This window comes from Kitasatospora sp. NPDC101176 (assembly GCF_044768035.1).
GTDB lineage: Bacteria > Actinomycetota > Actinomycetes > Streptomycetales > Streptomycetaceae > Kitasatospora.
This window is the reverse complement of record NZ_JBIWPA010000021.1, coordinates 84,760-108,069: the sequence shown is the minus strand read 5'-3', so window position 1 is coordinate 108,069 and position 23,310 is coordinate 84,760. Positions and strand designations below refer to the sequence as shown.

The 23,310-nt window shown below is 75.2% G+C and carries 16 protein-coding genes; 6 read left to right on the top strand and 10 right to left on the bottom strand.

Annotated elements, in window-relative coordinates:
- Window positions 1-720: 720 nt before the first annotated feature.
- The 4 genes from ACIRS1_RS25840 to ACIRS1_RS25825 all read left to right on the top strand — a co-directional run bounded on the left by ACIRS1_RS25840 (window position 721) and on the right by ACIRS1_RS25825 (window position 5,643).
- A complete protein-coding gene (locus ACIRS1_RS25840) occupies window positions 721-1,782 on the top strand; it encodes an alpha/beta hydrolase (RefSeq protein ID WP_387905977.1) in 1,062 nt (353 codons plus the stop codon).
- 295 nt (window positions 1,783-2,077) lie between these two features.
- Complete coding sequence (locus ACIRS1_RS25835) at window positions 2,078-3,079, top strand: diiron oxygenase (RefSeq protein ID WP_402843934.1); 1,002 nt, start codon at window positions 2,078-2,080, stop codon at window positions 3,077-3,079.
- A 70-nt stretch (window positions 3,080-3,149) separates the two neighbouring features.
- Window positions 3,150-4,901 (top strand): FAD-dependent oxidoreductase, encoded by a 1,752-nt coding sequence (locus tag ACIRS1_RS25830; RefSeq protein WP_402843932.1) that lies wholly within the window; start codon window positions 3,150-3,152, stop codon window positions 4,899-4,901.
- 553 nt (window positions 4,902-5,454) lie between these two features.
- Complete coding sequence (locus ACIRS1_RS25825; protein ID WP_402843929.1) at window positions 5,455-5,643, top strand: hypothetical protein; 189 nt, start codon at window positions 5,455-5,457, stop codon at window positions 5,641-5,643.
- Between the two features lie 19 nt (window positions 5,644-5,662).
- Here ACIRS1_RS25825 and ACIRS1_RS25820 read toward each other — a convergent pair whose 3' ends face one another.
- From ACIRS1_RS25820 to ACIRS1_RS25785, 8 genes are all read right to left on the bottom strand, one after another.
- Window positions 5,663-6,415 carry a hypothetical protein gene (locus tag ACIRS1_RS25820; protein ID WP_402844010.1) on the bottom strand — a complete coding sequence of 251 codons (753 nt, stop codon included), beginning with the start codon at window positions 6,413-6,415 and terminating at the stop codon, window positions 5,663-5,665.
- A 36-nt stretch (window positions 6,416-6,451) separates the two neighbouring features.
- The gene (locus ACIRS1_RS25815) at window positions 6,452-6,760 is read right to left on the bottom strand and encodes a Rieske 2Fe-2S domain-containing protein (protein WP_402843926.1); all 309 of its coding nucleotides are present in this window, start codon (window positions 6,758-6,760) and stop codon (window positions 6,452-6,454) included.
- Window positions 6,761-6,808: 48 nt separating this feature from the next.
- Window positions 6,809-7,750 carry a methyltransferase domain-containing protein gene (locus tag ACIRS1_RS25810; RefSeq protein WP_402843923.1) on the bottom strand — a complete coding sequence of 314 codons (942 nt, stop codon included), beginning with the start codon at window positions 7,748-7,750 and terminating at the stop codon, window positions 6,809-6,811.
- A 1,049-nt stretch (window positions 7,751-8,799) separates the two neighbouring features.
- On the bottom strand, window positions 8,800-13,767 hold the full coding sequence (locus ACIRS1_RS25805; RefSeq protein WP_402843920.1) for a DNA repair ATPase: 4,968 nt from the start codon (window positions 13,765-13,767) through the stop codon (window positions 8,800-8,802).
- Between the two features lie 168 nt (window positions 13,768-13,935).
- On the bottom strand, window positions 13,936-15,954 hold the full coding sequence (locus tag ACIRS1_RS25800; RefSeq protein WP_360215891.1) for a flotillin family protein: 2,019 nt from the start codon (window positions 15,952-15,954) through the stop codon (window positions 13,936-13,938).
- A 228-nt stretch (window positions 15,955-16,182) separates the two neighbouring features.
- Window positions 16,183-17,028 (bottom strand): hypothetical protein, encoded by an 846-nt coding sequence (locus tag ACIRS1_RS25795; protein ID WP_402843917.1) that lies wholly within the window; start codon window positions 17,026-17,028, stop codon window positions 16,183-16,185.
- A gap of 254 nt (window positions 17,029-17,282) precedes the next feature.
- Complete coding sequence (locus ACIRS1_RS25790) at window positions 17,283-18,398, bottom strand: PucR family transcriptional regulator (RefSeq protein ID WP_402843914.1); 1,116 nt, start codon at window positions 18,396-18,398, stop codon at window positions 17,283-17,285.
- A 296-nt stretch (window positions 18,399-18,694) separates the two neighbouring features.
- A complete protein-coding gene (locus tag ACIRS1_RS25785; protein WP_360215882.1) occupies window positions 18,695-19,453 on the bottom strand; it encodes a GntR family transcriptional regulator in 759 nt (252 codons plus the stop codon).
- A gap of 172 nt (window positions 19,454-19,625) precedes the next feature.
- Between ACIRS1_RS25785 and ACIRS1_RS25780 the strand changes: the two genes are divergently transcribed.
- Both ACIRS1_RS25780 and ACIRS1_RS25775 read left to right on the top strand, forming a co-directional pair.
- Complete coding sequence (locus tag ACIRS1_RS25780; protein ID WP_402843911.1) at window positions 19,626-20,384, top strand: tyrosine-protein phosphatase; 759 nt, start codon at window positions 19,626-19,628, stop codon at window positions 20,382-20,384.
- 219 nt (window positions 20,385-20,603) lie between these two features.
- Entirely contained in the window at window positions 20,604-21,167 is a 564-nt protein-coding gene (locus ACIRS1_RS25775) for a DUF4291 domain-containing protein (protein WP_402843908.1), read from the top strand.
- A 72-nt stretch (window positions 21,168-21,239) separates the two neighbouring features.
- Here the strand turns inward: ACIRS1_RS25775 and ACIRS1_RS25770 are convergent, their stop codons facing one another.
- Complete coding sequence (locus tag ACIRS1_RS25770; RefSeq protein WP_402843906.1) at window positions 21,240-22,409, bottom strand: MFS transporter; 1,170 nt, start codon at window positions 22,407-22,409, stop codon at window positions 21,240-21,242.
- A gap of 314 nt (window positions 22,410-22,723) precedes the next feature.
- Window positions 22,724-23,302 carry a hypothetical protein gene (locus tag ACIRS1_RS25765; protein ID WP_402843903.1) on the bottom strand — a complete coding sequence of 193 codons (579 nt, stop codon included), beginning with the start codon at window positions 23,300-23,302 and terminating at the stop codon, window positions 22,724-22,726.
- Between the last annotated feature and the right edge of the window lie 8 nt (window positions 23,303-23,310).

Below are 23,310 nucleotides of genomic sequence, written 5' to 3'. Positions count from 1 at the left end.
TTCCATCGCTCATCCAGGCTTGCATGCCCCGTGCCGCGCCGCAGGAAGTCGATCAGGCCGACTTCTGGCGCGGGAGCGGTGCGTGCAGCGAGAGAAATATGTGGGTCGGTCTACCTATTTCTGTTGTCCCGCCCGATGTCCTGCCTCGTGTCACCCCTGCCTCTGGAGCCAGAAGTCGGCCTGATCGACTTCTGGCGCGGTCGGCGGCCCTTGGCGGGAGCGAATATGTCGGTCGGTCTCCTGATTACAGACCTCCGCCCTCGCGTCCATGCTTGCGTGTGCTTGCGCGTCGTCGCAGGAAGTCGGCCTGGCCGACTATTGGCTCGGGGCGGAGGCTTGTGAGTGCCGGGCGTGAATATGTAGGTCGGTCTACTGATTATTCTCCCGCACCACGCATGGGCGAGGCGCGGGCCTGCATGCCTGCACGGGAAGTCGGACCGGTCGACTTCCTGTGCAGCCGCCCTGCGGGCTACCCGGCGGCGACCGAAACGGGGGTGCTCGCCTGCCTCGGCCGGTCGGGCGCGGACGACCGGGGCAGCAGGGGCGACAGGGTCGGCCGGACCGCCCGTCGGACCACCCGCCGGACCCGCCCGTCGGATCGAGGAGCGGCACAGGGAGCGTCGAGGAGGCTTCCAACGCCGCTGGGTCGGCCCCATCATGGGCTCCCGGTCAGGGTCCCCGGTCGAGGGGCTCCGGGAGCGGCCCCAGGAGGCAGAAGCGATGACGATTCCACCCCCCGTCCGGATCCAGTCCGCCGTCGTCCGGGCCGCGTACGCGCTGCCGGAGCGGCTGCGGCGGGCGATCGCCGGCCCGCCGGTGGTGCGGGACGGGCAGACGCTGGCGCTGGACGCGCAGCTGATACTCAAGCTGCAGCGGATGTCGAAGGCCGCCCTGGTGATGCCCGGCGGCGTCGGGCCCTCGCGAACCGCCATGGAGCACGCGCGCCACCTGGTGGGCGGTGCCACGATCGAGCCGGTGGCCGTCCGGAGCATCGGGATCCCGCAGGAGCAGGGCGAGTTGGCGGCCACGCTGTACACACCCGGTGGTCTGGCGGCCGGTTCGGGCCTGCTGGTGTACCTGCACGGTGGCGGGTGGGTGGTCGGAAGCCGGGCGAGCCACGACCACGTCGCGCGGTTCCTGGCGCAGCGGGCGCGGGTGCGGGTGCTGTCGGTGGAGTACCGGCTGGCGCCCGAGCAGGTGTTCCCGGCGGCGGTGGACGACGCGCTGGCCGCGTTCGACTACGCGTACGCGAAGGCGGCCGACCTGGGCGCGGACCCGGAGCGGATCGCGATCGGCGGGGACAGCGCGGGCGGGAACCTGGCGGCCGTCACCGCGCAGTCGGCGGTGCGCCGCGGCGGTCCGGCGCCGGTGTTCCAGCTCCTGCTGTACCCGGCCGCCGACGCCTCGGTGCGGCGGCCCTCGCGCGAACTCTTCGGTGACGGCTTCTTCCTGACCGACGCGGACATGGACTGGTTCCTGGACCAGTACGCGCCCGAGCCCGCGGACCGCACCGATCCGCGCCTGTCGCCGCTGCTCGCGGCGGACCTGGGCGACCTCGCCGGCCTGCCGCCCGCGTACGTCGGCACGGCGGGCTTCGACCCGCTGCGGGACGAGGGGGAGGCGTACGCGGAGGCGCTGCGGGCGGCGGGGGTGGCGGTGCGGCTGAGCCGTCAGCCGGACCTCATCCACGGGTACGCCAACTACATCGGCGTCGGCCACCGGTTCCGCGAGGCGACGGCCGAGGCGGCGGAGGCGCTGCGAAAGGCGTTGGGTGCCGGGTAGCGCGTGTGCGCACGGATCCGGCGCCTGGATGTGACGCACGGATGTGGCGTACGGATCTGACGCCCGGACGGGGCTCGTCGGAGGTTTCGGCGGGCCCCGTCCGGCGTTTCGGCGGGCCCCGTCCGGCGTTTCGGCTGCCTGTCGTGCCAGGGCGCTCGTCGGTGGCCGTGCGCCCGCAGGGGCGTGCACCTGTCGGGTGCTGCGCAGGGGGTTCTCGGGAACGGGCTCTTATTGTACTGTCCGTCTAATAAGCGGGTGAGCGGGCACCCGCAGGAGCAGGCCCCTGGAGGCAGTCATGGCTCTCACCGACGCGACGACCGGAGCGACCACGGGCGGGACCGCCGGAGCAACGGCCGGAGCGTCGGTCGACGCGACGACCGGCGCGCCGGTCGGTCGTCCCGATCGCTCGCACGCGCACACCGCGGCCGACGACGACGTCTCGAAGCGGCTGCTGGAGTCCGCCGCCACCCTCTCCTACGACCCCTCGACCGAGATCGACTGGAACGCGCCCCTCCCGGACGACCACTACGGCCTCAACCCGGAGTGGAGCACCCTCTACGGCACCAGGTTGTGGGACGAGATGACCGAGCAGCAGCGGGTCACCCTCACCCGGCACGAGGTCTGCTCGATCATGAACACCGGGATCTGGTTCGAGATGATCCTCCAGCAGATGGTGTTGCGCGACCAGTACCTCAAGAACCCGGCCAGTGCCGAGTTCCAGTTCGCCCTCACCGAGATCGCCGACGAGTGCCGGCACTCGATCATGTTCGCCCGCGCCTGCGAGAAGATGGGCGTCCCCGCCTACCGGCCCAACAGGCTGATCGCCCAGGCCGGGCGCGCCTTCAAGGCGCTCGCGAAGGGCGAACTCGCCTACGGGGGAATCCTGGTGGCGGAGGAGGTGCTCGACGTCATGCAGCGCGACTGGATGCGCGGCGAGAACGTCCTGGAGATCGTCCGCGGCACCTCCCGGATCCACGTGGTCGAGGAGTCACGGCACATGAAGTTCGCCCGGCAGGAGATCCGCGAACGCATGCGCCACGCCGGCCCCGGCCGCCGGCGCGCCTCGGCCACCGGGATCGCCGTCGGCGCGTACGTCATCGTCAGCAGCATGGTCCACCCCGGGGTCTACCGGGCCGCCGGGCTCGACGTCGAACGGGCGCTCGCCGAGGCGCGGGCCAACGAACACCGCAAGGCGATGATGCGCACCAGCTCCCGCCACCTGATGGCCTTCCTCGCGGAGACCGGCCTGATCACCGCCCGGTCGGCCGCCATCTACCGCCGGGTGAACATGCTCTGACGTTCCGTCAGTCCGTCGACCCGGGCGCCCGCCCACCCCACCACCGCGCAGCGAGGACCCCACCCGCGCCATGGCCTACGCGATCACCCAGACCTGCTGCAACGACGCCTCCTGCGTCTCCGTCTGCCCGGTCAACTGCATCCACCCGACCCCGGACGAACCGGAGTTCGGCACCACCGACATGCTGTTCATCGACCCCGCCGCGTGCATCGACTGCGGTGCCTGCGCGGACGCCTGCCCGGTCGACGCGGTGTTCCCCGTCGACCGGCTGCGCGGCCCCGACACCGTGTTCGGCGACCTCAACCGCGACTGGTACCGCGACCACCCCAACGACCACGCCTGGGGCGCGCCGACCTTCCCGCGCAGCCTCCCCGACGGCCTCGGCACCCTGCGCGTCGCCATCGTCGGCACCGGGCCCTCCGCCGGCTACACCGCGCAGGAGCTGCTGCGCAGCACCGGCGCCGAGATCACCATGATCGACCGGCTGCCCGTCACCGGCGGCCTGCTGCGCCACGGCGTCGCGCCCGACCACCAGTCCACCAAGCGGATCGCGGAGAGCTTCGCCAGCGTCTTCCACGACCCCAGACTGCGGATGCACCTCAACGTGGAGGTCGGCACGGACCTCACCCACGAGGAACTCGCCGCCCACCACCACGCCGTCGTCTACGCGGTCGGCGCGGCCGCCGACCGGCGGCTCGGCATCCCCGGCGAGGACCTGCCCGGAAGCCTGCCCGCGACCACCTTCGTCGGCTGGTACAACGCCGAGCCGACGGTGCCGGCCGACGCCGTCGACCTGACCGCCGAACGGGCCGTGGTCGTCGGCAACGGGAACGTCGCCGTCGACATCGCCCGCATCCTGCTCACCGACCCGGACCGGCTCGCCGCCACCGACATCGCCGACCACGCCCTCGCCGCGCTGCGCCGCAGCCGGGTGCGGGAGGTGGTGCTGCTCGCCCGGCGCGGGCCCGGACAGGCCGCGTGGACCAGGGCGGAGTTCCTCGCGCTGCGGCGCCTGCATGGCGTCGAGGTGGTGGTCGAGGACCACCCGGAGGTGCGGGCGGCGATCGAGACGGCGGCGCCGGACTCGCAGGCCGCACTGCTGGCCGGACTGCCGCTGGTGCCCTTCGACGGAGGCGATGCACCGCGGCCGGGGCGGCGGATCGTGCTGCGCTTCCTGTCCGCGCCGACCGCCCTGAGCGGGGCGGCGGAGGTGGACGGGTCGGTCACAGCGGTGCGGCCCGGCGGTGCCGGCGCTTCCGGGGCGGTCGGTGCGGTCGGTGCTGCCGGGGCGGTCGGGCGCGGGCGGGTCGAGGCCGTGAGTGTCGTCCGGACCACCATGGCGGCCGGCGACCGGGCCGAGCCCACCGGGGAGACGGACGTCCTCCGGGCCGGACTGGTCGTGCGGTCCATCGGTCACCGGGGCGTGCCGGTGCCGGGCCTGCCCTTCGACGAGCGGACGGCGACCGTCGCGCACCTGGGCGGCCGGGTCGTCGACCCGGCGACGGGGCAGCCCGTGCCGGGGACGTACGTGGTCGGCTGGGCCAAGCGCGGACCGTCCGGCGGGATCGGCGCCAACCGGGCCTGCGCCCGCGAGACCGTGGACGCGCTCCTCGACGACGCCGCGGCCCGGGTGCTGGCCGCCCCGGCGGGGACCCGCAAGGACCTCGACCGCCTCGTCCACCGCCGCCGCCCCGACGCCGTCGGCCTCAGGGAGCTGCGCGCGGTGGACCGTGCGGAACGCGCCCGGGGAGCAGCCGAGGGCCGCCCCCGGGTGAAGCTCGCCACCGTCCCGGACCTCCTGGCAGCCTCTCGCCGGAAGTAGCCGCCCGGGCGGGTGGGGCGGCCTCAACGAATATGTAGGCCGGTCTACAGATTCATGGCTCATGGCGTAGAGGGCTGAGCCCGTGCGTCGCACGGCGGGCGCGAGAAGTCGGGCCGGTCGACTTCTCGCGCTCTTGCCTGCGACCGGGCGCGACGAAAGCGAATATGTAGGCCGGTCTACAGATTTCATCCTCGCTGTGGGAGTGAAGGTGAGTAGGAAGGTGAGCAGGAAGTCGGCTGGGTCGACTTCCTGCTCAATGGGGCACAGTGCCGCGCGGCAGTCGCGCCGGGGAGTTCTCAGGAATTATGTCGGTCGGTCTACATAGTCGCTGTTGCTGGGTCGAAGATGGGCCAGAGCGCGTAGGAAGTCGGCTGGGTCGACTTCCTACGCTTGCGCGCGGCTGCGGGCCCATTCCTGTAGACCGGTCTACATAATCCCCCCCCGTGTAGCAATTTGGGCCCGCGGCAGGGTTGATGCCGGGGCCGTGGGATTGACACCGCCGTGTCCCGGTGTGGGTGGGGTGCGTTGGGTGGGTGTGAGTGCTTTTGGGGTGATGCCGGCGTCTCGACGGGAGCCGGTCGAAGAAACGTTCCTGCAGGACGCTGAGAGCTCGCTGCAGTTCGAGCCGGACGTGCCCATCTACGCCGAACTGGCACGGGCGTGGCGGGCCGAGGGGCGGACGGTCCCCGGGTTGCCGGATCCGGTGTGGGAGGCGCTCACCGAGCCGGGCGGGTACGGGTGACCGACAGCAGGAGCGGCCCTCAGCCTGAGCGCTCTGCTTCCGGGCCGGCTTCCGGGCCGGCTTCCGGTTCGGCTTCCGGTTCGGCTTCCGGGCCGGTTTCCGGGTCGAGATCCGGGTAGAACTGCCGGGCCCAACGACGGAACAGCCCGATCGACCGTTCCCCGGGGACGAGCCGCGGCTGTGTCAGGTACCGCTTGTGCGCCAGGACCGGCCGGTCCTGCTTGATGATCCGTACGGAGGCCTGCAGCGCCACCCAGGAGGCCAGTCGGTCGGCAGCCCCGGAGACCAGACCGGAGACCAGACCGGAGACCAGACCGGAGGCCCCACCGGTGAGGTCGACCGTGCCCGCCGTGCCACCGGTGGAGCCGGTCGCGACCGCGAACCGCACCCTGGTCCGCCAGGGCCCGACCGGCGTCGGCAGCACCCACACCCGCAACGCGGCCCCCAGCTCCGGCAGTTCGGCGACCAGCCGCATCATCCCGAGCCCCGCCGGCGTCACCGGCTGGTCCAGGGCGACCGCCCCCGGCCCGGGGAACCGGGTGGTGGTGCGCTGGTGGACGGTGAACAGCGGTCCGTCGACCTCGGGCGGCGCCGTCTCCCGGGTGTCCAGCCCGTGCAGCACGGCGACGTGCCGGAAGTCCACGCTGTTCTCCATCACCTCCTGCGGGTGGGAGAGCACTTCGCCGCTCCACCACGCGCGCGGCCGCACCCCCACCGGCGGCGGCAGCTGCCAGGTGGGCGGCCCGTCGTCGGGTCCGCTCCAGACGAACAGCGCGCCGTCGCGTTCGCACAGGTGGCGTCCGGTCAGTCAGGCCCGCAGCAGGGCGCCGTCCGGCGCGCCGGTGCAGGAGCCGTCCAGGCCGAAGGCGAAGCCGTGGAACGGGCAGACCAGTTCCTCGCCGCGGACGGTGCCGCCCGCCCCGAAGTGCGCGCCCAGGTGCGGGCAGTGCGGCCCGATCGCGCGCACCACGCCCCGCCCGGTCCGGTACAGCACCACGTCCTCGCCCATCAGCCGGGCCGTGCGCACCCGCTCGGGCGGCAGGTCCCGTACGCGGCCGACGCAGAACCAGCCGCTCGGGTACGGCAGCGGGGCGGGGCGGCCGGCGCGCTGGGCCATCGGTCACCTCTTCGGCTCGGGTCCTGCCGGGCACGTCTCCCGGGCCGGCTACCCGGCGGGATCCGGGCCGACCACTGGTCCGGCCGGTACGGCCCGCGGCCCGGTGGCCGGCCGGGCGGCCGGTTTGACGGCGGTGTGGACGTACCAGGCGATGTACTCCCGGACCGCGTACATCTCCACCGTGGAGCGGAGGTTGAGCCAGCGCGCCGGATCGCCCACCCGGCGCAGCACCGCCCACGGCAGGCGGAAGTACGCGTACACCGCCTCCGAGGTGGGCTCGTAGTATGGCGTCGCGTCCAGCGCCTCCTCGACCTCGAAGCCGGCGTCGGCGAGCAGCTGCGGCATGTTGCGGGCGTGGTAGATCTTCGCGCCGGGGAACACCATGGCGTCCAGGTACGGTTCGAGCACCGAGCGGGCCTGCGGGGTGAGTTCGTCCAGCGGCACGGTGCTCATCGGGCCGAGCAGCACCAGCCGCCCGCCCGGGCGCAGCACTCGGTGGAACTCGGCCAGCGCGCGTGGCGGGTCGTAGGAGTGGACGAGCGTCTCCATCGAGTACGCGCCGTCGAAGGTGTCGTCCTCGAAGGGGAGTCGGTGGTAGTCGCCCCAGGAGAACGACGGCGGAGCAGCAGTCCTGGCCCCGGCCCCGCCCCCACCCGCGGCCCGGGCGCTGAGCCGGCGGGCCTCGGCGAGGTGGATGTCGAGGACGTCGACGCCGGTCACGGCGAGCCCGAACCGGTCCGCCATGGCCCGTGCCACCACCCCCGCCCCGCACCCGGCGTCGAGCACCGAGGCGCCGGTCGGCAGTGCCAGCTTGCGGCCGAGCACGTCCTCCAGCTGCCGCTGGGCCCGCCACAGCCGCCACTTCGACTGCCCCGGTTCCGTCCACCCCCAGTGGCGGGCGTTCCTGGCCACCCGGGTGTAGAAGAGCCGGCTGCCGGTGCGCCCGTAGACCCGGCGCAGCCCGGTGAGATCGAGTTCCTGAGCGCCCATGCGGTCAAGCTAGCCGCGGGCCGCGGTTCCACCCGGTCGCGCCACGCGCGGAGGCCTCGCGGGGCGCGATAGTGCGGTCGTAGGACCAGCTGATCACGAGACTGGTCGGTTCGGCCCGGGGTGAGACCGGCCGTGTGCCGCAACCTGCCTGGCCACGCGGCGTTGAACCGCCACGAACCGGCAACGAACCGGCAACGAACCGGCCGTGAACCGGCCATGAACGACAACCACGTGCCGCTCGGCGCCCGGCCGGGTCTCTCGCCGGCGGCGGACACCCGAGCGGCTCCCGACCGCCACATCACCAAGGCGTGCCATGTCGTGGCGATCGACGGTCACCGGGTCGCGCCGATCGAGGCGACCGAACTGGTGGCGCTCGCCGACATGCCCGATGCGGCGGTCGTGTCGGGGAGCCGGCGGGGCCACCGGTCGGAGAGCGCGGTGAACCGGGACTTCGCGACCACACTCCGACTGCGGCCCGAGGAGGCCGGCGTGGTCGGGCCGCCCGTCGTCCTCGGGGTGGAGAGCCTCCGCCGGGAGCCGGGCCGCCGCGGCGGCGAGGGCCGACTCGGCCTCGCGGGAGTCCAGTGCATCGACGGATTCCAGCGGCTGGTCACGATCGCCCACCTCGCCCGCGAGCTGCCGCCGGAGGTGCCGGCCCAGGCGGTCCTCCGGGTCGCCATCGTCGCGGGGGGGGAGAGAGAGATCGCGACCGGATCCGCGAACCGTGTGACGAAGCCGCCCATCGACTCGACCCCCTCGTACCCCGGGACGACCTCGCGCGGTGTCCGCGCCTCCTCGTCGTGCGGGAGGAGTCCCGGAAGGAGGGCGGCTACTTCGATCCGCGGCGGGGCATCCTGGCCGGACCGCACCCGGTCGGGTGGACGGACCCCATCCACGACCGGCTGCCGGCGGAGACCGACCGGATCGCGCACCTGCTGGTCGCCTCCTACGAGCGGCTGCGCGGGTCGGACCACGTGTTCGAGTCGGCGGCACCCGAGCTCGACCTGCGGCTGGAGCTGGCGGACGTCGTCCTGGGCCGGTCGTCGCCGTCACTGCTGCCAGGGGCGCCGCAGCTCCTCCCAACGGGCCGCCTGGGGTTCGGTGAGCCGGCCGCGGAGGGCGGCGAGTTTGAGGAGCTGGGCCTCGGCGTCGGCACCGAGGGGCTGGGCCTCGGCGCGGTAGTGGTCGGTGAGCAGGGCGTCGAGTTCGGGGCGGGTGAGGGCCGGGTCGAGGCGCTGGGCGAGTCCGGTCATGGTGCGGTAGGAGCCCTGCAGGAGGAACGGCGGCTCGGTGCGGGTGCGGTCGTCCTGGGCGGCGGAGGCGAGGTAGGCGCGGTTGACGTCGAGGACGGTGGCGCGCAGGTGGAGCAGGCCGGCGAGGGTGGCGGTCATCCGTTCGACCTCGGCGGCGGGCCAGGAGCCGGTGAGGGTGCCGGGGGAGGCGCCGGGGGTGCCGGCCGCGCGGGCGAGCAGGGTGTCGAGGTCGGCGCGGTCGGCGGTGGCGAGCGGGGCGAGGTGGGGGTTGGCGGGGAGGGCGTTCTCGACGAAGCTGAGGGCGAAGAGGTCGTCGCGCCCGGCGATGACGTCGCCGAGGTTCCAGACGTCGGCGCGGTTGGCGAGCATGTCGGGCAGCCGGAAGAGCCGGCCGGACTCGGTGTACGGGTTGGCGGCCATGACGACGGCGAAGCGCTTGCCGCGCAGGTCCCACTCGCGGGCCTCGCCGTCCCAGACGCCGTCGATCCTGCGCTGGGCGTCGCAGAGCGGGATGAAGCGCTGCAGGAACTCGGGCGAGGTGTGCTGGACGTCGTCGACGTAGAGCAGGACGTTGCTGCCCGCGTGGAGGGCGAAGTTGAGCTTCTCGAGCTCGCGCCGGGAGGTGGCGTCGGGGGCCTCGGCGGGGTCGAGGGAGGTGACCCGGTGGCCGAGTGCGGGGCCGCTGACGGTGACCAGCAGCAGGCCGAGCCGTTCGGCGAGGTACTCGACGAGGGTGGTCTTGCCGTAGCCGGGCGGAGAGACCAGGAGGAGCAGGCCGCTGCGGTCGACGGGGCCCCCGGCGGTCGCGGTGCCGAGCTGCTTGGCGAGGTTGTCGCCGACCAGCGGCAGGTAGACCTCGTCGATGAGCCGGTTGCGGACGAAGCCGTCGAGCGGGGCCGGGCGGTACTGGTCGAGCCGTAGCCGGGCGTGCTCGGTGGCGAGCAGATCGCCGCGCAGGCGTTGGTAGGCGCGGTACCCGGGGACGTCGTCCCGCTCGAACTCGGCCACCCGGGCGAGGAGTTCGTCGAGACGGAGGTCGAGGGAGCCGGCGGTGACGCGGGGGTGGTCGCCGAGGAGTCCGGTGGGCCGGGCGGTGACGGCGCCGTCGGCGGGGCGGCGCGGCAGGTCGGGGCAGAGGAGGACGGCGGTGGCCTCGGCGAGGTCGGCCGGGTCGGCGTCGGCGCTGCCGGAATCCAGCCAGGCCCGGGCGAGTTGGCGACGGGCAGGGAGGAGCCCGGGCTCGTCGGGGAGGGCGGCGAGGGCCTCGGTGAGGCCGGCCGACTCGGGTGCGGCGCGGAACTTGTCGAGCAGGGCGGACGCCCCGGGCGATAGCGCGAACGCCGTTTCTGCGGAGGCGAGTTCGGCCACCAGATAGGGGCCGGCACCGGCTGGGTCGCCGGCGCCGCCCGCGGGCTGGCCGCCGGGGCGGGCCCCGGGCAGCACCTCGGCCGCGAAGTCGGCTACGGCGGAGTCGAGTTCGGCGGCGAGCGCGTCCAGGGCCGGGACGGCGCCGAAGGCCTGGCGGGCGAGGCCGAGCGACCGGGCCCGGGTGTGCCACACCAGTCGCTGCCGCTGGTCGGCTCCGTGCGCCCAGTACAGCTGCGCGGCTGCCCGGGCGGCCGCCGGGTGGCGCAACAGGCCCGCCTCGGCGTGGAGTTCCAGCAGGGTGCGCAGCAGCAGCGCCGCGTCATGGTCGTGCACGCCGCGCTGGTAGCCCTCGTCGGGACGCCGTTCGACGGCGCGGCGGACCACCTCCAGCAGGTCGCCCTCCGCCCGGAGCGCGTCCAGCCCGTTCGGCCCGCCGGACCCGCCCGACGCGCCGGACCCGCCCAACGCGCCCAGCGCACCAGGGCCGCCGAGCCCGCCCGAGCCACCGGCCTCACCCGCCCTACCCGCCTCGGCCGCCAGCAGCAGGCTCGCGGCGAGGTACTCGGCCCGGTAGAGCGCGGGCGTCTCGGAGGGCAGCGGCCGGTCCCAGTACCGCTCGGTGGCGGCGAAGGCGGGGTCGGTGACGGGGGAGCGGTAGTCGGTGCCGGTGAGGGTGAAGGCGGGGCGGCCGCGCCAGGGGACGAGGGTGAGTTCGGGCCGGTGGGTGGTGACGGCGAACAGGTGGCGGCCCAGCCGCAGGGTGCCGGGGCCGTCGCCGGCGAGTTCGGCCCGGTCGCGCAGCGCGCGGTGGGCGCGGCTGCGGGCGGCGCGCAGCCGTCCGGTCAGCTCCTCGGCCCGGACGCGGTCGCCGAGCGCGGTCAACTGGGCTGCGAGGTCGCGGAGTTTGACGGCGGTCGGGTCGGCGGCGAGGGCCGCGTCGATCTCGGCGGGGGCGTCCAGGGCGGACAGCCGGCGGTGCAGGGTGTCGAGGACGCGCTCGGCGGAGGCGGCGAGCCGGTCGGCGCGGCGGGCCCGTTCGTCGAGCAGGTGCTGGCGGCGGGCGGTGAGGGCGTCGTGGACGGCGGTGCGTCGCTCGGTGAGCTGTTCGCCCAGGGCGGGGTCGGCGTCGGCGAAGCGGGTCTCCAGCTGCTCGATCCGCAGCAGGAGCCGGCCGAGCTGGTCGTCGCAGTCCTCGGGGGTGTCGGCGGCGGCGAGCGCGGCGGTGGTGGCCTGGGCGAGCAGGGCGGTTTCGGCGGCGAACTCGGCGGCGGCCTCGCGGGTGCGCAGTTCGCGGCGGCGGACGGTGAGGGTGGCGCGGGCGCGGTTGAGCAGGCCGAGGACGTCGGCGAGCCGGTCGAGGATGGCGGTGCGGGTGGTGGCGTCGGCCAGGTCGAGGGTGCCGACGAGTTCCGAGACGGTCTGCAGCGTCTCGCCCTGTTCCGTGAGCCGCGCGGCCAGCGGGTCGGCCTCGGCGGCGGTGGCGATGGCGGCGCACCGGTCGGCGAGTTCGTCGGCGCGCCGCCGGTGCGGGGCGAAGGCATCGGGTTCGGCGAGCCGGTCGACGGCGCGGGCGGCGGCTTCGGCCAGGCCTTCGGCGAGGTGGGCGGCGAGCGCGTCGATCCGGTCGGGGTCGGTGCGGGGCCGGTCGCGCAGGGCCTCGACCCGGCCCTGGGCACGGCGCAGCCCGGCGAGCCGGTCGACCCATTCGGTGGCGTCGGCGAGGGTCTCGCCGCGGGCGGTGCGCAGCAGGCCCTCGACGTGGTCGGCGCACTCGTCGGTCTGCCGGGCGGCGTGCGCGGTGAGTTCGGCGACGGCCTCGTACTCGGCGATGACCTGCCGGGCGGTGTCGCGGATCTCGGCGAGCGGCGCGGCGAGGTCGCCGAGGCCGGGCTGGCCGAGCCAGTGGTGCCGGTCGGCGGTGCGGGTGCAGGCGGCGAGGACGGCCTGGTGCCCGGCGGGGGTGTCGGCGCCGGCGGCGGCCAGCCGGGCCAGCGAGAGGCAGTCGGCGAGGCCGCGGACGAGGTCGGCGTTGCCGATGCGGGCGAGCGGCCCGGTGCCGGGCGGCTGGGCGGCGGCGTACTGCTCGCTGGTGAACGGGGTCTGCCACAGCTGGACGGGGTGCAGCCGGGTGGGGCCGCCCTCGGCCGGTCGCAGCGCGATCAGGGTGCCGTCGGGGAGCAGTGCGTACCCCTGGCAGGGCAGGGGGGCGGCGGTGTCCTGGCGGACGCTATTGTACGGCTGGAGCAGGGTGCGGCCGTCGGCGGGGGAGCGGAACTCGTACAGCACGTCCTCGCCGTTGGGCGAGACGAGGGTGCGTTCGTAGGCCAGGCCGTCGACGGGCTGGTCGAAGGTGCGGACGGTGCCGTCGGCGAGGTGGTGGCCGCCGGGGAAGGCGACGCCCTGGTCGGCGGGCAGCCGCAGGCAGGCCTGGCCGAGCGCGTCGATGCGGGTGATCCGGCCGGTGGGCAGGTGGCAGACGAGGTGCCGGACGGTGTGCTCCTGGTAGGGGCGCACGCGCACCAGCAGCAGGGGGCCGAGCCGGGTGTGGGCGATCTGCGCGTCGGCGAGGGTCTGCAGGGTCTCGGTCAGCGGCTCGTGGTGCAGGTCCCGGCCGTCGGGGGTGCCGAGGGTCAGCCGGCCGCCGTCGACGCCGATCCGCAGGTCGCCGCCGAGGTCGGCGCGGGGCGGGCTGCCGGGGGCGCCGGGCAGCTGGTCGTCGCGGGTGAGGGCGGTCCAGGCGAGCTGTTGTCCGTCGGCGGGGGTGTGGTCGCGTTCGCCGCGGCCGTCCTGGTAGACGGGCCGGCCGTGGTCGGCGAGCTGCCAGCGCAGGGCCCGGACGTCGCTCGCGGCGGGGCCGGTGCGGAAGACGGCGAGCAGCCGGCCGCCGACCGGGCGGAGCCGTTCCAGCCGGGCGTCGCGGAAGTAGCGCCGCAGGTCGGCGAGGTCCTGGCGCAGGCGCGGGTCGTCCAGCAGGGTGCCCTCGACGCGGGCGGGGGTGAGGTCGGGGTGGTGGAGGCTGAGGACGTCGTCGAGGCCGCCGGCCGTGCCGCCCGGCCCCCCGGTGCCCGCGAGGCTCCCCGCGTCGGACGGCGGTGCGGCGGAAACCGGGGACCCGGCGGACACCGGGGAGCCGGGCGCAGGGTCCGGGGAGCCGCCGCCCGGCCGGGTGCCGAGCAGCAGCAGCCCGCCGGCGGCGGTGAGGTCCTGCGGGAGGCGCTCCCGCGCGGTGGTGAGGCGGCCGGTGCCGGTGAGCCGGAGCAGGCCGCCGCCGAACTCCGCCACCCGGCGGGCGTTCAACGCCTGGGCCCGGTCGGCGAGTTCGGCGGCGGACCGGGCGAGTCGGCCGCGCAGGACCTCGTAGGTGCCGGCGTCCGGCCGGGCGTCGAGGGGGTCCACGTCAGTTCCTCGGTCTCGTGCGTCGCGATGGTGCGGTGTGTGCGGTGTGTGCGGTGTGTGCGGTGCCGCGCGGGGGTGCGGGGTGCGGGGTGCCGCGCGAAGCGGTGCCGGCGCGGGTGGGGTGCGGTGCGGCCGTCCGTCGCCGGCCGCACCCCCCGCACCGGTGGTTCACCTGCTGCCGTTGACCGCCGCCAGCGACCCGACCGGGGTCTCGGCGAGGCCGAGCTTCTGAGCGGAGGACAGCAGCTGGCGCAGCTGTCCGGCCTGCTCGCCGCCGCCCGAGCCGATCATGCGCATCAGCAGCGCGGACACCGTCAGGTTCTGCACGTCCGCGGTGGAGACCGAGGAGAGCACCCTGGTCAGGTCCTCGGTGAAGCTGGCGCTGCCGTCCAGCCAGGGGGCGGCGAGCGCCTGGGCGGTCTGCGAGTGGCCGACGAAGGCGTCGACGCTCTTGGCGGCCGTCACCGACTGCACCAGACGGTCGAAGAACACCCCGTCCCCGCCCACGATGTCGATCTTGGCCTTCTCGAGGCCGGCCGCGACCAGCGCCGCCTGAGCCTCGGCGATCTGCCGCTGGGCGTCGAGCCCGGCCAGCCGGACGTCCTTCTCGGCCGCGAGCCGCAGCCGGTACTCCTCGTGCCCGCGCGAGGCCTCGTCGAGCTTGGCCATCGCCGCGGCCTTCTCGGTCAGGCCCTCGGCCTCCGCCTTCAGCCTGGCGCCGACCTCCAGGGCGGCGGCCTTCGCCTTCTCGGTCTGGACGACGGCCTCGGCGCGGCCGACCTTCTCCACCGCGGCGGCCTCCTGCTCGCGCACCTGCACCTGGGCCAGGCCCTCGGCGGCGGCCTCCGCCCGGATGCCCTCGGCCATCCGGATCTTGGCGGTCGCGTCCAGTTCGGCGGCCTGCTGACGGGCCTCGGCCATCACCAGGGCCTCGCGGGCCTTGTGCGAGGCGGCCTGCTCGGCGGCCTCGGCGGCCTTGATGTCCTTGACGAGCCGCTCCTGCGCCTCCGCCTCGGCCTGGATGACCACGGCCTTGCGCACGCGCTCCGCCTCCTCGGTGGCGCGCAGCGTCTTGACGGCCTCCTCCTGCTCGGCGACGGTCCGCTCCACCGCGACCCGCTCGCGGACCACGTCGGCGACCTCCCGCCGGCGGGACTCGACCTCCTTCTGCTTGGCCATCGAGGCGAGTTCGGTCTCCCGGTCGCGGCCGATGACCTCCAGCAGGCGGTCCTTCTCGATCCGCTCGTTCTCCACGGCGATCACCCGCTCGCGGTTCTTCTGCGCCACCGCGACCTCGCGGGCCTGGTTCTCCCGCTGCACGCCGAGCAGCTCCTCGGTGCGCAGGAACGCGGTCTGGGCGTTCAGCCGCTCCTCCTCCTGCACCCGGGCGATCACCGCGTCCTCCTTGGCCCGCAGCGTCTCGATCTCGCGGCGCTGGCGGATCTCGGCGTCGGCCTGGCGGCGTTCGAGTTCCAGGACGGTCTCCCGGGCGTCCACGTTCTGCCGGGTGATCTCCTTCTCCTCGGTGCGCTGGTACTCGTTGGTGCGCACGTGCTCGATCGCGGTCAGCTCGGTGATCTTGCGGATGCCCTGGGCGTCCAGGATGTTGTCGGCGTCCAGCTGGCTCATCGGGGTCTGCTCGAGGTGGTCGATGGCCGCGTCCTCGAGGGTGTAGCCGTTGAGGTCGGTGCCGATGACCGCGATGATCTGGTCCCGGAACTCGTGCCGGTGGGTGTAGAGGTCGGTGAAGTCCAGCTGCTTGCCGACGGTCTTCAGGGCCTCGGCGAACTTGGCGGCGAAGAAGTCCTGGATGGCGGCCGGGTCGCTCGCCCGGACGGTGCCGATCGACTGCGCGACCTTGACGACGTCCTCGACGGTCTTGTTGACGCGCACGAAGAACGAGATCCGGATGTCGGCCCGGATGTTGTCCCGGCAGATCAGCCCGTCCCGGCCGGCCCGGTGGATCTCGACCGTCTTGGCGGTGATGTCCATCAGTTCGGCCTTGTGCAGGATCGGCAGGACGATCGCGCCGGTGAACGTGACGTCCACCTTCTTGGTCCGGGAGACGATCAGTGCCTTGCCCTGCTCGACCTTCTGGAACAGGCGGCCCACGAACAGCAGCAGGGCGAGCACGATGAGCAGGACGACGGCGACGAGAACGCCGAAACCCACGGCGATGGTGTCCATCACGGAGTCCTTTGACGAGATGGTGCGAAGGTGAGAGGTGGTCGGTGGGGCGGTGTGGTCGGGCGGTGCGGGTGGTGGGAGGCGCCGGCCGGAACGGCACGGGGGCACGGGCGGTCCGGGGGCGGCCGGGCCGGGGGGCGGTGCACCGGCCCGCCTGCCCGCCCGCGCAGGCCGGGAGCCCGGGGGCCGCGCAGGCCGGGAGCCCGGGGGCCCGTGAGCCCGTGAGCTCTACCCGTCGGGGAGGTCCGGGTCGAACGGCGCCACCAGGAAGTGCTCGCCGTCGGTGTCGTAGTCGAAGATCAGCGCGGTGCGGCCGGCCGTCAGCCCGGGCTCGTCGTCGAGCGTCCGGACCTGGACGGTCGCGGTGGAGCCGTCCCAGGCGGTCACCTCGGCCTGTCCGAAGCCGGTCGTCACCCGGCCGGTCCGGACCACGCAGACGCGGCCGACGAAGTCCCCCCGGGTCACCGGGCGGTCCTCGGGGAACAGCCGGGACAGCGGCCGGACGAGCAGCCGCGTGCCCGCCCACGAGGCGACCAGCGCCACGGCGAACACGCCGCCGCGGGCCGGCGCCCCCGAGGTGAGGACGGTGCCGGCGAGGCTGACGAACCAGGCGAGCGCGACCAGCAGCGAGACCGCCACCGTCACCGGTACCCCACCGAGGCCCAGCGCGCCCAGCACACCCCCGTGGTGATGGGCGCCGCGACCCTCCCCGTCGTGTCCGCCCCGCTCGCCGGAGCCCCCGTTCCCCCCGTGCGCCGCGCTCCCCCCGGGCGCGGCACGCCCCCCGTTCCCCCCGTGGGCGGCGTGCCCCCCGCCACCGTGCCCGACGTGACCCGCGTGCCCGCCATGACCGGCGCCGAGGTGCCCGCCATGACCGGCCCCGAGGTGGTGACCGGCCCCCAGGTGGTGTCCGGCGTCGAGGTGTCCGCTGCCGTGCCCCGCGTGCGGGGCGTGGAAGCCCAGCCCGCCGAGCAGCATCAGCAGCCAGTAGCCGACGACCACCACCAGCGCGAAGCTGAACAGCGCCGTCGGGAAGGCCAGCGCGGCCGCGAAGAAGTCCCCCGTCCCGGCCACGCTCCCCCACCTCTCCGACGGCGCCGCACCTCGGCGCCACGGAGATCGTGACAGCGGACGGGCCGTCCGCACATTGCCAGGACCCGGCAATCTTTACGGCCTGTTGACACCCTGGAACGAGCGTTCCGCCCGCCACCGGAACGACCCGGCAACAGGACGGCTGCAGAAGCGCGACAGCGACCCGGTCCGGCCGCCCCGCGCCGCGGACGCCCCCGAGGCTCGCCGGCCCCGCGTTCCCGCCGAGCCGCCCCCCGCTACAGCGGCTCCTCCGGCCAGTTGAGCAGCCGGGCCCCCATCGCCGCCGTCTCCAGGGTGAACCGCTGCAGCGCGTCCGACGGGTCGTACCCGGTGAGCGCCTTGATCCGTTCCAGCCGGTAGCCGAGCGTGCGCACGCTCAGTCCCAGCCGGCGGGCCGCCTCCGCGTTCACGTACGCCGCCTCCGCCTGCACCGCGATGGTCTCCAGCAGCGGACGGGCGCCGCCCCGTGCCTCGCTCAGCGGGCCCAGCACGCTGCGCACCAGGTCGGCCATCGCGGCCCGGTCGCGCATCAGCACGGGGAACACCAGCAGTTCCTCGGCCTTCAGTTGGCGTGCCGGGAGGTCCAGCCGGCTCGCGTAGTCCAGTGCGTCCAGGGCCTCCTCGTAGCTGCGCAGGACCCCGCTCGCCCCCGAGTGCCGACGCCCGGTCGCCACCCGCAGCACCGGGCGGTAGCCGGGGCCGGGGCGCAGCGTCAGGTCCGCGAACGCCTCCAGCACGGCCCGCTCGGAGTCCGGGGCGATGCACACCAGCCGGCCGTCCTTGCTGGCCAGCAGGACGTCCCGTTCGCCGAACCGCCCCACCAGTTCCCGTTCCACCCGGTTGACGAGCGGGTGGACGTCGGCGAACGGCTGGTCGCCCACCGCGACGGCCACCGTGTAGGCGCCCGCGAGCCGCAGCCCGAACCGCTCCGCGCGCTCGGCCAGCAGGCCGAGGTCGGCCCGGCCGTACAGCAGGTCGTCGATGAACTCCCGCCGGGCCGCCTCCTCCTGGCGGACCGCCATGCGCTGCGCGCGCTCGTGCCCCTCGCCGAGTGCGGCGAGCGCGGCGTCGGCGGCGGTCAGCACGGCGTCGCCCATCCGCCGCAGCTCGCCGACGGCGCTCGCGGCGGTGATGCCCGGCAGCGTCTGCCAGGCCCGCCGGGTGGCCGACAGGCAGTGCGAGACCAGCTCGCGCAGCCCGTACCCGGCCTCGGCGCTGTGCTCGCCCAGTGTGCGCAGGCGGTCCAACTCGTCGCGGCGCAGCAGTCTCCCGGTGCGGGAGACGTCGGCCAGCAGTGTGAGGTACACCTCGGCCAGTTCGGCCGGTACGTCGTGCGCCATCCCTTCGGACATCGCCGTGCTTCGCCCCCCGTGACACCTGATGATCCGGCATGATCCGGCGCGGAACCCTAGCAGGATCCATACGGCCCGAACCGTTGCGGGGTGGGCTCCCGGTCTGCTGCCGCCGGAGTCGTGGCCAGGGCCGACGGACGTGCCGGAGAGCGGACGCGCTGCCGTTCCCGACCCCGCCGCCGCCCCGAACCCGTCGCTCCCGCGGACCCCGCCACCCCGACCCCGCCGCTCCCGCGGACCCCGCCGCCCCGACCCCCGCTCGGGGCCCCGCCTCACCGCTCCCGCCACCGCCTCCGTCAGGGCTCGCGGAAGTGCAGCACGAAACGGGCGCTGCTGCCGTCGATCCGCCGCCGTACGTAGAGCGCCGGGGCACCGTCCGGGGTGCAGCTGACGCCCTCGCGGACCAGCAGGGCGGTGCCCGGCGGCACGCCCAGCAGCTCGGCGTCGGTGAGGTCCGCGCCGACCGCCCCGAAGGCCCGCCAGTCGTACTCCAGCTTCACCCCGGCGGCCCGGGCCAGGTCCAGCACGAGGTTCCCGGGCCGGCCGGGGCGGACCAGGTCAGCCGGGAGCGGGCCGAACGGCACCCAGTAGCTGCACGCGGCGCGGGGCCGCCCGCCGAGGCGGATGACGGTGTCCACCCGGGACAGTTCGGCCGTGCCGCGCCCCAGCTGCCGGGCCGCCTCCTCGTCCTCCGCCGAGCCGGCCACCGGCGGGGCGCCCAGCACGAACTCGCCGTCGCCGCCCGGCGCGTCGGGCAGCGCGGTGTGCACGCTGCCCAGGTCGAACCGCTGGCTGCGCGGGTCGACCGCGATCGACACGCGGACGGCGGGCGGGCGGACGAAGGTGCCCACGCCCCGCCGGATCTCGACCACGGCGGCGCGCTCCAGCTCCGCGACCGCCTGCCGGACGGTCAGCCGGTTCACCCCGAACTCGGTGCTCAGCTCGGGCTCGCTCGGCAGCCGGGCGCCGGCCGGGTAGGTGCCGGCGTCGATCCGCTCCTGGAGGCGCCGGGCCAGCCGGCGGTAGAGCGGGGTATCGGGAGGGTTCGTCGCCATACGCCCGATCCTACGAAGCCTCCCTCCGTTCGACGGGACTCGTGGGCGGGAGTGGGATGGAGGGGTGTCGCGGTCCGCGTCGGCTTGCCCGGCACCCCGGGGAGGGGCTAGACATCTAGACGTCTAGATGTCCTGCTCTTCCTTCGTCCGGATCCACCCGAAAGGCCCGCGCATGTCCCTGGTCAACTTCCGCGACCCCGCCGTCCTCAGCGACCCCGACGGCCGGCGGATCCGCCCCGGGGTGCTGTTCCGCTCCGCGCAGCCCTTCCCGGCCGCCGACGAGGCCACCGTCGCCCAGCTGCGCGGCTGCGACATCCGCACCGTCGTCGACCTGCGCGACACCCGCGAGACCGACCCCGCCGACTGGGCCGCCGCTGAGGCCGCCGGGATAGCCGTCGTCGCCGCCCCGGTGAACCCCGCCACCGACGGCCTCACCGAGCGGATGCGCACCATGGCCACCGCCGCCGACCTCGGCGACTGGTACATGCTGCTCGCCGAGTCCGCGCCCGGGGCCGTCGCCGCCGCCGTCGAGGCCGCCGCCCGCCCGGGCGCCGTCCTGCTCCACTGCGCCGCCGGCAAGGACCGCACCGGCCTGCTGACCGCCCTGCTGCTGGACCTCCTCGGCGTGCCCGCCGAGCGGATCGTGGCCGACTACGCCCGCACCGCCGACGCCCTCCCGCAGATCTTCGCCGGCCTCGCCGAACGCCACCGCACCGCGCTCAACGACCGGAAGGCCCGCGTCACCGACTCGGCCGGCCGTGAACTCGCCATCCCCGCACCGCTGCTGGAGGCCCCGGCCGAGGCGATGGCCGTCTTCCTCGACCGCGTCCGCACCCGTCACGGGGGCGCCGAAGCCTTCCTCCCCGCCTGCGGCGTGCCCACCGCGACCCTCGCCGCCTTCCGGGCCAAGGCGGCCGTCGTGACCGTCTGACGACGCCGGCCCGGGGCCGGGGACGCCGCACGGCGATGCCCCCGTCCCGGGCCTGTGCCCGACCCTGGCGTACGCCCCCGTCCGCGGCCCGGACCCCGCCGCCGCGAAGGGACGCCCGACGCCGGCCCCGGCGCCGCGGCGGCAAATCCCGTTGCGGCGGCGCCCGCCTCGCTGGCAGCCTGCGATCCACCCGCACGGGGGCGAGGGGGACAGGGACCGATGACCGCGCTGCGCGAGATCCGCGCCGACTTCGACGACCGGACGATCGTGCTGTACCAGGCGTACGCGCCCGCCGTTGCCGAACCGGCGCTGACTGCCGGGCGCTTCGTACCGCCGTTCTCCTTCGGGCGGATGACCTGGATCAAGCCGTCGTTCCGCTGGCTGATGCACCGCAGCAACTGGGCGCAGAAGCCGGGCCAGACCCGGGTGCTGGCCGTCCGGATCACCCGCGAGGGCTGGGAGGAGGCGCTCGCCCGGGCGGTGCCGACCACCGCGGACCCGGCCGGACTCGGGGGCGCCGAGGTGCACGTGCAGTGGGATCCGGAGCGGACGCTGCGCGGGGCCGCGCTCAACCACTACAGCATCCAGGTGGGCGTCGGCCGCTCGCTGATCCGCACCTTCGCCGAGGAGTGGGTCACCGGCATCACCGACCTCACGCCGCGGGTGCACCGGATCGCCGCGCTGGTCCGCACCGGGCAGTCGGCGAGGGCCCAGCGCCTGCTGCCGCCCGAGCGGCCGTACCCGGCACCCGCCGCGCTCGCCGCCCGCATCGGCCTCGGCTGACGGCTGACGGCGGACGGCGGACGGCTGACGTCCGGCCACCCGATCGTCAGCAGTCCGGCCCGCCCGGCCGGCCTAGCCGCCCCGCCCACCGCCCCCGGGCAGCACCGCCACCGCGAGCAGCGGGAACACCGCCGCCAGCGCGTACGCCCAGCCGTACCCCGCGGCCCCGATCAGCGCGCCGGCCGTCGGCGCCACCCCGGCCGCGACGGCGTTCTGCACGGTGGTGTGCAGCCCGAGCGCCCGGCCCGCCCAGGCGCCGCCCGCGTACTCGGCGACGGCGGTGAAGGACAGGCCGTTGGTCGAGACCGTCAGCACCCCGGCGGCCATCAGCGCCGCCGTGGCGGCCGCCGAGTGCGCGAGCGCCCCGGCGGCGAGTGCGGCCAGGACGGCCGCCGCGGTGAGCGCCAGCCGGCGCATCGGGCCGGTGCGGCTGCCGGCCAGGTCGGACCACCGCCCGGCCGCGAGCCGTGCGCCCGCCCCGGCCACCTGGACGCCGGCCAGCAGCGGACCGGCCGTCGACGGCGACCAGCCGCGTTCGTCGACCAGGAAGACCAGGGCGAAGACCGACACGGTGAACTGAGGCACCACCAGCAGCGTGGCCGCCCCGTGCAGCCGCCACAGGACCGGGGTGCGGTACGGATTGGCCGCCCGGCCGCCCGCGCCCGGTCCGGGCCGCGCGGGATCGCGGACCACCGCCGCGACCAGCAGCGCCGAGGCCGTGCTCAGCGCCCCCAGGACCGCGAGCGCCGTGGCCCGTCCGTGCGCGGCCAGCGGCGGCAGCAGCAGGGCGGCCAGCGCGACGCCCAGCGGCAGCGAGGTCTGCCGCAGGCCCATCGCGAGGCCGCGCTGCCGGGCCGGGAACCAGCCGAGGATCAGCCGCCCGCTCGACGCGTGGGCGGAGGCCCCGGCCGCGCCCGCCAGCAGGAAGCACGCGCCGAGGGCGACCGTCCCGTGTACCGTCGTCGCGGCCAGCAGCACCAGCCCGCCGAGGCCGAGGCCGGAGGCCAGGACCCACCGCTCGCCCCACCGGTCCGCGGCCGCGCCCCAGGCGGCGAGCGTCAGGACCAGCCCGGCGGTCGGGCAGGCGGCCAGCAGCCCGGCCTGCGACAGGGACAGGCCCTCGTCGCGCAGGGCGGGGATCAGATAGGGCAGGCCGAACTGGAACGCGCAGCCGGAGATCATCGCGACCATGCCGACGGCGAGCACGATCCACCGCTGCTGGCCGTCCTGGTCGTCTCCCATGCGCCGCAGCTCATCAGAGGGACGGGCGATCCGGCAGGGGTGTCTACCAGTTGGACGGGGCGGCGGACCGGCCCGCCGGCGGCCACCCCGCTCCGCCCGTCACGCCGACCGCTCGGCGAGCCACCGTGGCGGCTCCACAGCGCCCCGTCCGGGCTGCCGCACCAGGACCGCGACGCAGACCCGCCACGCCGACCGCATACCGCCCCGTCACGGCTGCCGCACCAGGACCGCGACGCATACCGCGACGCATACCGCGACGCATACCGCGACGCAGACCGCACGCCGCTGCCGTACCAAGACCGCATACCGCCCCGTCACGGTTGCTCCGCGATCTCCCCGATCCGCATGATCCGGCCGTGCGAGTCCAGCACCACGTCGTACGCGTTCCCGTAGCAGCCCTCCGTGCTCCCCGGGTCCCGCTCGCCCAGGCACTCCTCCAGGTGGCCGAGCACCTCCTCCAGCCGCACCGGCTTCGTCGGGTCGACGTTCGGCCGGTCCACCAGGCTGGCCTCGACCCCCGCCGACGCGAAGCCGTAGCGGGCCGGTTCGCCGGAGGCCTCGTAGCGGGCCTCGTCGCAGAGGTAGCGCGCGGGCTGGGCGACGACCTCCGTGCCCTCGGCGGCGACGACCACCAGGACGGTGTGGCCCGGGCGTTCGGTCGGGGTCGGGGTGGCGCACTCGACGACCGGCGCGGGGGAGGTGTCCATGGTGGGCTCGGGGCCGCCGAGGTCCCCGTCCTGGTCGTCCTCGTCGTCGTACGCGCCGTCCGCGACGGCGGCGGCCGAGGCGGCGGCCACGGTGGGCGCCGAGTCGGCGGGGGTGCAGGCGGAGAGGGTCGCGGCTGCGGCGGAACAGGTCAACAGGGCGGCGAGGAGGGTTCGGTGCACGGCCATGGCACTAG

Coding starts and splice junctions, on each gene's coding strand:
- ACIRS1_RS25780 (WP_402843911.1), top strand. CDS start 19,626: ATGTCCCTGGTCAACTTCCGCGACCCCGCCGTCCTCAGCGACCCCGAC.
- ACIRS1_RS25830 (WP_402843932.1), top strand. CDS start 3,150: ATGGCCTACGCGATCACCCAGACCTGCTGCAACGACGCCTCCTGCGTC.
- ACIRS1_RS25835 (WP_402843934.1), top strand. CDS start 2,078: ATGGCTCTCACCGACGCGACGACCGGAGCGACCACGGGCGGGACCGCC.
- ACIRS1_RS25815 (WP_402843926.1), bottom strand. CDS start 6,760: ATGGCCCAGCGCGCCGGCCGCCCCGCCCCGCTGCCGTACCCGAGCGGC.
- ACIRS1_RS25785 (WP_360215882.1), bottom strand. CDS start 19,453: ATGGCGACGAACCCTCCCGATACCCCGCTCTACCGCCGGCTGGCCCGG.
- ACIRS1_RS25790 (WP_402843914.1), bottom strand. CDS start 18,398: ATGTCCGAAGGGATGGCGCACGACGTACCGGCCGAACTGGCCGAGGTG.
- ACIRS1_RS25810 (WP_402843923.1), bottom strand. CDS start 7,750: ATGGGCGCTCAGGAACTCGATCTCACCGGGCTGCGCCGGGTCTACGGG.
- ACIRS1_RS25770 (WP_402843906.1), bottom strand. CDS start 22,409: ATGGGAGACGACCAGGACGGCCAGCAGCGGTGGATCGTGCTCGCCGTC.
- ACIRS1_RS25800 (WP_360215891.1), bottom strand. CDS start 15,954: ATGGACACCATCGCCGTGGGTTTCGGCGTTCTCGTCGCCGTCGTCCTG.
- ACIRS1_RS25765 (WP_402843903.1), bottom strand. CDS start 23,302: ATGGCCGTGCACCGAACCCTCCTCGCCGCCCTGTTGACCTGTTCCGCC.
- ACIRS1_RS25775 (WP_402843908.1), top strand. CDS start 20,604: ATGACCGCGCTGCGCGAGATCCGCGCCGACTTCGACGACCGGACGATC.
- ACIRS1_RS25825 (WP_402843929.1), top strand. CDS start 5,455: ATGCCGGCGTCTCGACGGGAGCCGGTCGAAGAAACGTTCCTGCAGGAC.
- ACIRS1_RS25840 (WP_387905977.1), top strand. CDS start 721: ATGACGATTCCACCCCCCGTCCGGATCCAGTCCGCCGTCGTCCGGGCC.